Origin of the sequence: Pedobacter sp. HMWF019 (assembly GCF_003061025.1) — a bacterium.
Classification (GTDB): Bacteria; Bacteroidota; Bacteroidia; order Sphingobacteriales; family Sphingobacteriaceae; genus Pedobacter.
In genome coordinates this window covers 1-3,311 of the sequence record NZ_QAIL01000432.1, presented here as the reverse complement: position 1 = coordinate 3,311, position 3,311 = coordinate 1, and the positions used below count along the sequence as shown (strand labels likewise).

Annotated in this window: 3 protein-coding genes; 2 read left to right on the top strand and 1 reads right to left on the bottom strand. The window is 39.6% G+C overall.

Annotation, left to right across the window (positions count from 1 at the left end):
• Both DBR11_RS22905 and DBR11_RS22900 read left to right on the top strand, forming a co-directional pair.
• Positions 1-1,381, top strand: a 1,381-nt coding sequence (locus DBR11_RS22905) for an ammonium transporter (RefSeq protein ID WP_369974447.1), incomplete at its 5' end; no start/stop codon positions are given.
• A gap of 43 nt (positions 1,382-1,424) precedes the next feature.
• Entirely contained in the window at positions 1,425-2,465 is a 1,041-nt protein-coding gene (locus tag DBR11_RS22900; protein WP_108554928.1) for a porin, read from the top strand.
• Between the two features lie 63 nt (positions 2,466-2,528).
• On the opposite strand, the gene DBR11_RS22895 is transcribed toward DBR11_RS22900, so the two are convergent.
• A complete protein-coding gene (locus DBR11_RS22895; RefSeq protein ID WP_108554927.1) occupies positions 2,529-3,002 on the bottom strand; it encodes a ribonuclease H-like YkuK family protein in 474 nt (157 codons plus the stop codon).
• Positions 3,003-3,311: the final 309 nt, after the last annotated feature.

Below are 3,311 nucleotides of genomic sequence, written 5' to 3'. Positions count from 1 at the left end.
GGCGAAAGTTTTGTTTAAACAGTGGGGACCATTTGCAGTTTTATTAATAATTGCAATTCTTGCCCTCTTTATTCCCCTTCTTCCTAATTTTGATGAGGGAAAATACAGTGCACCTGATATTGCATTTGTGTTAATTGCTGCCGCTTTGGTGTTTTTAATGACTCCTGGTCTGGCTTTTTTCTACGGAGGAATGGTTCATCGTAAAAATGTGCTTTCTACCATGATTAAAAGTGTGGTTGCCGCCGGAGTAATTTCTGTACTTTGGGTGGTTGTAAGCTTTAGTCTTGCCTTTGGAGATACCATTGGTGGATTTATTGGAAATCCTAAAACATTCTTCTTCTTTCAGGGAGTTAATTCAGGACATCCATGGAGTCTTGCTCCTACCATTCCGTTATCTTTGTTTGCAGTCTTTCAGCTAATGTTTGCGATCATTACGCCGGGTCTGGTTGTTGGTGCGGTTGCAGAACGCATTCGTTTTACTTCCTATATTCTGTTTATCGTATTGTTTTCTTTGTTTGTGTATTCACCACTGGCACATTGGACCTGGCATCCTGAAGGTATTCTGTTTAAAATGGGCGTTCTTGACTTTGCGGGAGGAACTGTGGTGCATATTTCTGCGGGTATGGCAGCTCTTGCCGGCGCGTTGGTACTTAAAAGAAGAAGAAGTCATGCCGAACATCAAGAAGTGCCGCCTGCTAATATTCCATATGTATTAATCGGTACCGGATTACTATGGTTTGGCTGGTTCGGCTTTAATGCTGGTTCTGCATTGGGCGCCAATAGTCTGGCTGTTTCTGCATTTTTAACTACAAATATTGCTGCTGGTGCTGCAGGATTATCCTGGATGTTTTTTGATGTATCGAGAGGAAAAAAACCATCTGTACTTGGTTTTTGTATAGGTGCGGTTGTTGGACTTGTGGCCATTACTCCAGGTGCTGGATTTGTAAGTATTCCTTCGAGTATTTTTATCGGCGTTATTGCTGCAGTGGTTTCTAATCTTGCTGTTTCCTGGAAATCAAAAACTTCATTAGATGATACTTTAGATGTGTTTCCGTGTCATGGTGTTGGTGGTATCGTTGGAATGCTCTTGACTGGTGTGTTTGCTACCAAAACTGTAAACAGTGCAGGAGTTGACGGTTTATTGTATGGAAACCCGGCATTCTTCTTTACCCAATTAAAAGGTGTAGTCATTGTTGCTGTTTTCAGCTTTGTAATGTCTTTTGTCATCTTCAAACTGGTGAACGTGATTCAACCTATCCGCGTAACTTCTGAAGAAGAAGAAGAAGGGCTTGATGCCAGTCAGCATAATGAGAAATACTTTCAAGGCACCCTAATCGTAGCGGCCACGGGTATGGAAATGGACCGTGAACCTACCACCTGAATGATTTAATTCGTCTAGATTATCAACCTCAAACCAACTAAACATGAAATTAAAATCTACTCTGCTATCGTTATCAGCCATTGCGTTTTCTTCGGTGAGTTATGCCCAGGAAACAGAGAAAAACCCTCTGCAGTTCTCCGGATCTGTAGATACGTATTTTAAGTATGATTTTCAAAAACAGCCAAATATCGGAACCAGCTTTGCCAATGATCAAAATTCGATTTCATTGGGAATGATCGATCTGGCTTTAAAGAAATCTACCGGAAAAGCGTCATTTGTTGGTGAGGTTTCTTTTGGCCCCAGGGGTCAGTATCAGTCTCTGTTAAACGGAGACGGTACAGAAGCTAATGAAAAGAACTCCTTTCATATTCAGAATCTATATGTAAACTATGCTGTTGATGATAAGTTGTCTTTAACAGCTGGTTTTATGGGAACTTTTATAGGTTATGAAGTGATCTCTCCGGTGGGAAATTTCAATTATTCTACTTCTTATTTGTTTTCCAATGGGCCTTTTCAAAATGCAGGGATTAAAGGAACTTATGCTTTTTCTTCCAAAGTGAGTTTGATGCTAGGTTTGTTTAATGATTGGAATACTTATAAAGACGTTAATGGAGTGTCTCATTTTGGAGCGCAACTATCTGTTGCTCCGGTAGAGGGATGGAACGCCTACCTGAATGTGCTGACTGGTCGAAATGCAGGTGCTCCGGGAGATGGTTCTTTATTTGATTTAACAACGTCTTATCAGGCTACTGAAAAAGTTAAACTGGGTTTGAACGCTGCTGATTATACGATTTCAGGCAGTAACGGTGGTTATAGTGGTGCAGCTTTATACCTTCAGAACACTTTTACAAAAGCCTTCTCCCTGGGTTTACGGGGTGAATATTTTAAAACTAAAGATGTTCAGGAAGTGAAGGGGGAAAGTTTTAAGTCGGTGACGCTGTCGGGTAATTTTAAAACGGGCGGACTTACTTTTATTCCAGAAGTCAGGTTTGATAACCGCTCTGATAAATTGTTTGCCAAATCTGATTTAACACCAACTAAAAATGCTTCTCAGTTTTCTTTAGCTGCTGTATACGCATTCTAAACTCATTGTACTCGACTCAACCAAACCAAAGCTACCGTCGGATCTTCCTGATCCGGCGGTTTTTTAATGGACCATTTTATCTGCGCAGGTTGAGCTGGCAAAGGCTTCTGGTTTTGCTTTAAAAATAAAGCCCATACTTAAAATATAACCCATGGCTTCATTTAGTGCTTTGTTGGATTTAAACATGGGATTGGTGTTGATGTCAGCATGTACCTCCAGGTCAACATCATATACGTCCAGCAGATCGCAGATAGAATAGGCTGTTTCAATAGATTTTTGAACCTCAATGAGCATCCTTTCTTTAATGCTCATTCGCTGTGGTGTTTTTTCCTGGTGAATGTACATAAAGCCGCCATGATGCTCTCGAAGCAGGACAATTACAGTAGCAAAATCGGTCAGTGCTCCTTTTACTTGCGAGTCTGTACCGATACAAACTTTAAGGTGATAGCCATTTTCTGTTTCCCGGATGATGGCTTTTTCAACTTCTTCTAAAATGGACGAATGGATGACTTCGCCGCTGAACTTTTTCCAGATCATACTTATTGCGTTTTAAGATGAATAACCCACAATCAGGTTTCTTAAATTTAACTGGATAATATTAAAAACAGGTTAATTGTTTGTAGTTTATTTGCTAACAATCAGGTGTTTGTCAACAAAATGTCGCGCGATTTGAAACAAAATGAATTTTAAGGAGTTATTATAATAAGTTCCTTTTATTCATTTTTGGCTTTATTGGGAACTGAGGGCTTGTTTTTGATTTAAATAGTTGAAAATCAGGAGAAGTTTAGTAGATTAGATCAGGTGTCATAACAAAACAAAAAAATGCAGATGAATACGGAATTATTA